General features: G+C 38.4%; 5 protein-coding genes, 1 tRNA gene and 1 pseudogene. 4 read left to right on the forward strand and 3 right to left on the reverse strand.

Annotation, left to right across the window (positions count from 1 at the left end; all coding sequences use genetic code 11):
• Nucleotides 1–83: 83 nt before the first annotated feature.
• The 3 genes and pseudogenes from Q0212_RS14450 to Q0212_RS14460 all read left to right on the forward strand — a co-directional run bounded on the left by Q0212_RS14450 (nucleotide 84) and on the right by Q0212_RS14460 (nucleotide 1,270).
• Nucleotides 84–386: an integration host factor subunit alpha gene (locus Q0212_RS14450; protein ID WP_297926789.1), complete on the forward strand. Its 303-nt coding sequence runs from the start codon at nucleotides 84–86 to the stop codon at nucleotides 384–386.
• A pseudogene (locus Q0212_RS14455) lies at nucleotides 367–642 on the forward strand (MerR family transcriptional regulator); the annotation flags it as partial. The gene Q0212_RS14450 and the pseudogene Q0212_RS14455, both read left to right, overlap by 20 nt.
• Before the next feature lie 172 nt (nucleotides 643–814).
• The gene (locus tag Q0212_RS14460; RefSeq protein WP_297926791.1) at nucleotides 815–1,270 is read left to right on the forward strand and encodes a thioesterase family protein; all 456 of its coding nucleotides are present in this window, start codon (nucleotides 815–817) and stop codon (nucleotides 1,268–1,270) included.
• Here the strand turns inward: Q0212_RS14460 and Q0212_RS14465 are convergent.
• Nucleotides 1,255–2,280: a cold shock domain-containing protein gene (locus Q0212_RS14465; protein WP_297926792.1), complete on the reverse strand. Its 1,026-nt coding sequence runs from the start codon at nucleotides 2,278–2,280 to the stop codon at nucleotides 1,255–1,257. The genes Q0212_RS14460 and Q0212_RS14465 overlap by 16 nt on opposite strands.
• 309 nt (nucleotides 2,281–2,589) lie before the next feature.
• The gene (locus tag Q0212_RS14470; RefSeq protein ID WP_297926795.1) at nucleotides 2,590–4,473 is read right to left on the reverse strand and encodes a potassium transporter Kup; all 1,884 of its coding nucleotides are present in this window, start codon (nucleotides 4,471–4,473) and stop codon (nucleotides 2,590–2,592) included.
• 135 nt (nucleotides 4,474–4,608) lie between these two features.
• Between Q0212_RS14470 and Q0212_RS14475 the strand changes: the two genes are divergently transcribed.
• Nucleotides 4,609–4,699 (forward strand) — tRNA-Ser (locus tag Q0212_RS14475).
• 34 nt (nucleotides 4,700–4,733) lie between these two features.
• Here Q0212_RS14475 and Q0212_RS14480 read toward each other — a convergent pair.
• On the reverse strand, nucleotides 4,734–5,019 hold a 286-nt coding region (locus Q0212_RS14480; RefSeq protein ID WP_297926798.1), incomplete at its 5' end, for a hypothetical protein.

Genomic DNA, 5,019 nt, shown 5'->3' on the forward strand with positions numbered 1-5,019 from the left:
ATTTTTAATGATTTTTAGCTTACAAAACGCACTAATTTTGATGAAATGCGTAAGTTCTGAGTTGATTATAATAAGAGGTACATATGAGCGCACTGACCAAAGCAGATATGGTTGAACACTTGTTTAACGAGTTAGGACTTAACAAGCAAGAAGCCAAAGAATTAATTGATATCTTCTTTGAGGAGATTCGTTTAGCTTTAGAAAATAATCAGCCTGTAAAATTATCTGGCTTTGGTAATTTTGACTTGCGCGATAAACGTCAACGTCCAGGTCGTAATCCAAAAACAGGCGAAGAAATTCCAATTACTGCACGTCGTGTAGTAACGTTTAAAGCAGGACAAAAACTAAGACAACGAGTAGACGCTTATGCTAGAACCCAGTCATAACGCGTTATTACCTGCGATTCCCAATAAACGTTACTTTACCATTGGTGAAGTAGGAGAGTTATGTAACGTTAAACCACATGTGTTGCGTTATTGGGAGCAGGAATTTGAACAGCTTAGCCCAATGAAGCGACGTGGTAATCGCCGTTATTACCAACGCGAAGATGTGCTGATGATTCGTCAAATTCGTAGTTTGTTATATGAACAAGGTTTTACCATTAGTGGTGCACGTTTGCAGTTACAAACAGAACACGCACGACCGATGGCTAAAGTCATGGAAGCGATTGTTGCTGAATCAGCGCCCAGCATTGAACCTAGCCCGTCAGAGGCTATGTTGGCTTATCAAGTTCAAATCAGCCAAAATATGCTCAATGTGGTCATTAAGGATATGATTAGAGAGTTAGAAGCTGTTTTAGTCTTGTTAGGTGGTAATGTTACACACGCTTAATACCCTGCCATGGACTGTCACACCTGCCTATATTGATTGTGTGACAGTTATCCCAGCTCATCAAGATGAGTTTGCTCATACTAATAATGTTACTTACCTACAATGGCTTGAAAAAGCTGCGTGGGGGCATTCTCAAGCTTTAGGTTTAGATATTGCTGCCTATTATCGTTTGGGCTGTGGTTGTGTAGTACGTAAACACGAACTGAACTATTTGTTGGCCACACATGTTGGCGATGAGCTAGCGATTGGTACTTGGATTAGTGCCAATGACGGTAAACTATCAACTGTTCGTGATTATCAAATTATTCGCTTGGCTGATAATAAAACAGTCTTAACAGGTCAAACCCATTTTATTACTGTTGATATGACCACAGGCAAACCAAAACGTATGCCGCCAGAGTTTGTGGCGGCTTATCTGCCTGTTCAATCCTCATCATAAGCTAAAAAAGGTTCATCATCATAAGGAGGGTCGTTATAAAATACCGAGTCAGTTTGATTTTCGACCATGATTTGAGTTGCACAATAACCTTTATCATTTCTACCTAAAATATAACTTACACGATCACCAATGTGTAAATCGGTAAAATTACGATTTTTGACTTCACTATAATGAAAGAAGATATTTTCCATATCTTCATCTGGCGTAATAAAACCAAATCCACCTTCTTTAACACTTTGTACTATACCTAAACTACGATTTTCTGACGGGGTAGTGGCTGAGTGTGAGGCGTGATTGGCTGTGGTTGTTGGCATAGTAGGATAGGGTAAGCCATAATTTAAGGCATTTAGAATCGCTTGTTCCTCTTTAGGATATAGGAATAATTTATTGATTTGCTGATCGTTGCGTGCAGAACGATCATCAATGACTTGGTGCATTAAGACAGGATAAGTGGCTTCATCTAATAAAACTTGTGCAGTACGAGTCAGTTTTTGCACACTGTGGCGGTCGGTGTATTCAAAATCCCATGCTAATAACATGACACGTGTACCAACTGTATTTAGCTTGCGTAATAGGGGTCTAAAATCACCATCACACGCGACTAACACCAACACGTCAAATTGTTTATAAATAGATAGTTCATAGGCCTCTAAAGCTAACCAAACATCAATCCCTTTTTCACCATCAGGCCCTAGTGGCAAATAATGTGTGGTAACACCTTCGCGCATTAATACTTCATCAAATAAACGCTCTTTGAGTAATAAATCGCGTTGCTCAGCATCTTGGGCACGCAAACGACCCCGAAAATAATGGGCATCAACAATATGGCAATAACGAACATCAGTATTTTCTTCGGCAGCAACGCGATGCCGAATATACTCGTGTAAACCCGAAATACTAATTCGTGATTTGCGTGGATGATAATATTGATAATAATTGCTAACGTGTAAGAAGAAATTGCCATCGTAAAAGATACCAATTTTGGTAAAGTTTTTAGGATTATTAGCCATTGTAAAATGCTCTATTATTTAGGGCTTACTCATTTCACCGAAATTAGCGTGTTTTGTAAGTATAAAACCGTTACTTCGACTACGCTCAGTAACCATGAAAACGGTTGAAATGCGAACAAACCAGTGATAACAGCGTAAGTCCTATATTGTTAGTTATATAATTTGAGTGTTGGTTTTTTGATTGTTCTTATACTAAAACTTAAAGGCTAAGCAGACCTTAAATGTCGTATGACAATATTGGGGGTATTCTACAAACAGCTTAATCGTTAAGCAAATGATTTATGGGAGCTTAGCTCCCACAAATTGTTCTCAGAGTTCAATTTGAGTGCCAAGTTCCACTACTCGATTGGTGGGAATTTGGAAGAAATCCGTTGCTGAGGCAGCATTACGTGACATCGCCACAAATAATAATTCACGCCAACGTGCCATACCACCTTCAACACGCGGAATAATCCGTTCACGTGATAAGAAAAAGCTGGTATCCATCATATCAAAACTGAGTTCGTGATAAATCGCACATAGTTCTAATAATTCAGGCACATCAGGTTGCTCTTTAAAACCATAACAGGCGGTCATCAACCAAAAATTTGGCGAAATTTGCTCAACTTTAAGTCGATCTTGTGGCATAACCACAGGAATATCTTTGGTTTGTAGGGTTAATAAAATGTTACGTTCATGGAGAATTTTATTGTGCTTAATGTTGTGAAGGAGGGCATGAGGCACAGATTGATGTGTGCCCGTCATAAAAATAGCTGTTCCTTCAATGGTTTGAATCGAGCCAGCACCAATACTATTAACAAATAAGTTGAGCGGCATGGTTTCTTTGTTAAGTTTTTCAAACAAAATTTCACGACCACGCTTCCATGTAATCATGACAGTAAATGCACTAATACCAATTAGAACAGGAAACCATCCGCCTTGTAAAAATTTTAAAGAAGTTGCACCAAAAAAAGCAAAATCGGCAAATAATAAAGGAATAACGACTGATAAGGTGAGGCGTTTTGACCATCCCCAAATTGTGACAGCGACAAAAGCGGCAAGTAAAGTGTCACAAATCATGGTCATGGTGACGGCAATACCATAAGCAGCAGCTAAATTACTCGATGATTTAAACATCAAGACGAGGGCAATAATTGACACTAATAATAGCCAATTTAACAAAGGAATATAAATTTGCCCCATTTCTTTGGCAGAAGTGTGTAATATTTCAAAACGTGGCAAATAACCTAATTGCATCGCTTGGCGAGCAATCGAGAAAACGCCAGAAATAACGGCTTGTGAGGCAATCACGGTAGATAGGGTAGCTAAGCCAATTAACGGCAAAATAAACCAACTGGGTGCAAGTTGATAAAAGGGATTTTCTACAGCTTCTGGATGAGTTAATAATAATGCACCTTGTCCACAATAATTTAATATTAATGCAGGAAAAACTAAACCAAACCACGCATAATTAATAGGTTTTCGACCAAAATGCCCCATATCCGCATATAAAGCTTCACCACCCGTAATGGTTAAGACAACAGCACCTAGGGTAATAAAGGCAATCGTTGGATGATGCAAAATAAACTGAATCGACCAATAAGGGTTTACCAATTGCAACACAGCAGGATATTGCGAAATATTGGAGATGCCCAAAATTGCCAATGTACTAAACCACAATAGCATCACAGGGCCAAATAGCTTACCAACAGAGCCTGTGCCATGTCGTTGAATCATAAATAATGAAATTAATACGCCAATCGTAATTGGAATAACATAAGGATCAAAAACGGGCGTTACTAATTTGAGGCCTTCTACGGCTGATAAAACCGAAATGGCAGGGGTGATAATACCATCACCAAAAAATAGTGCAGCACCAAATAAACCGATGCTCACCAAAAATAGTCGTTGGGTATTGCTAATGGTTTTATTACGCAGGCTTAAGGCAAGTAAAGCCATAATGCCGCCTTCACCATTATTGTCTGCACGCATAATAAAAAAGATATACTTTATGGACACAACTAAAGTGATTGCCCAAAAAATAGTTGACAACAAACCCAGAACATTATCATGAGTAATTGCAAGACCATGACTGGCATGAAAACATTCTTTTAAGGCGTATAATGGACTTGTACCAATGTCGCCAAACACAACACCTAATGCACCTAAGGTTAATAAATGCAATGGCGTTTGTTGATTATGTGTATCACTCATAAAAAGATCTCTGCTCATAATAGCGAACTATAGTGTAACACTCATTCGTGATAGCAAAAAATAAAAAAATACTTTTGATTTCTTTAATAAATTAGTATATATTTGCGCGCCTTGTTAGTCATAAAGACTAAATATGGTGAGATGGCCGAGTGGTTGAAGGCGCACGCCTGGAAAGCGTGTATACGTTAATAGCGTATCGAGGGTTCGAATCCCTCTCTCACCGCCAGATTAAAACCGCGCATTGTCGCGGTTTTTTGTTTTTAGCTAAGATAATAAAAACGCTGATACAAAAAACCTAGCTCATCATCAAGCAAAATTTGATGAGGGAGTTTTAGATTAACTAAAATCAGATGTAATGATTGTAACTGTGCGACAGCATCTGTTAAATCTTGATAAAACTCACCTGATGCAAATAATACATCATGATGACTTTCCATTGAAAAATCAAAGTTTGCATCAACACTAGCTTTCAGAATCACTTTGCCATTAAATTGCGATTGATAAGCCGTTAAAGCCATTAAACAGTGTGGCAGATATTTTTCAATG

The sequence above is a fragment of the uncultured Agitococcus sp. genome (assembly GCF_937920075.1).
Taxonomy (GTDB): Bacteria; Pseudomonadota; Gammaproteobacteria; order Pseudomonadales; family Moraxellaceae; genus Agitococcus.